Annotated in this window: 1 protein-coding gene; it reads right to left on the reverse strand. The window is 66.5% G+C overall.

Translation table 11 applies throughout. From position 1 onward, the window contains the following. Positions 1–397: hypothetical protein (locus tag KLP42_RS26715; RefSeq protein ID WP_215571172.1), on the reverse strand; the 397-nt coding region annotated here is incomplete at both ends.

Raw genomic sequence — 397 nt, forward strand, 5'->3', positions numbered from 1 at the left:
ACAGCCGTGATGCCGATCGTGCCCGCACCCGCGGTCTTGACCTGGCCGATCGTGGCATCCGTACCCGCCGACAGCATCACGTCACCCGTGCCGCCATCAATGAGAGAGCCAGATGCCTGCGTCAGCCCGCCCGTCGTTGCCGTCAGAGACACGCCGTTGGCGCCGGCAACGGAACCCGTGGCGGCAACAACAACATCCGTTTCGGCCGTCACCTCGACCGAACCGCCAGACGTGCTCAGCGCATCGGCAAGCTCCACCGAGCCGCCAAGAGCCGAGACAGACACCGCACCCGCGGTCGTCACACGGCCAAGCTTGGCATCCGTACCGGCCGACAGCATCACGTCACCCGTGCCGCCGTCAATGAGAGAGCCAGATGCCTGCGTCAGATCACCCGTCG

It is taken from the genome of Rhizobium sp. CSW-27 (genome assembly GCF_018760785.1).
GTDB lineage: Bacteria > Pseudomonadota > Alphaproteobacteria > Rhizobiales > Rhizobiaceae > Neorhizobium.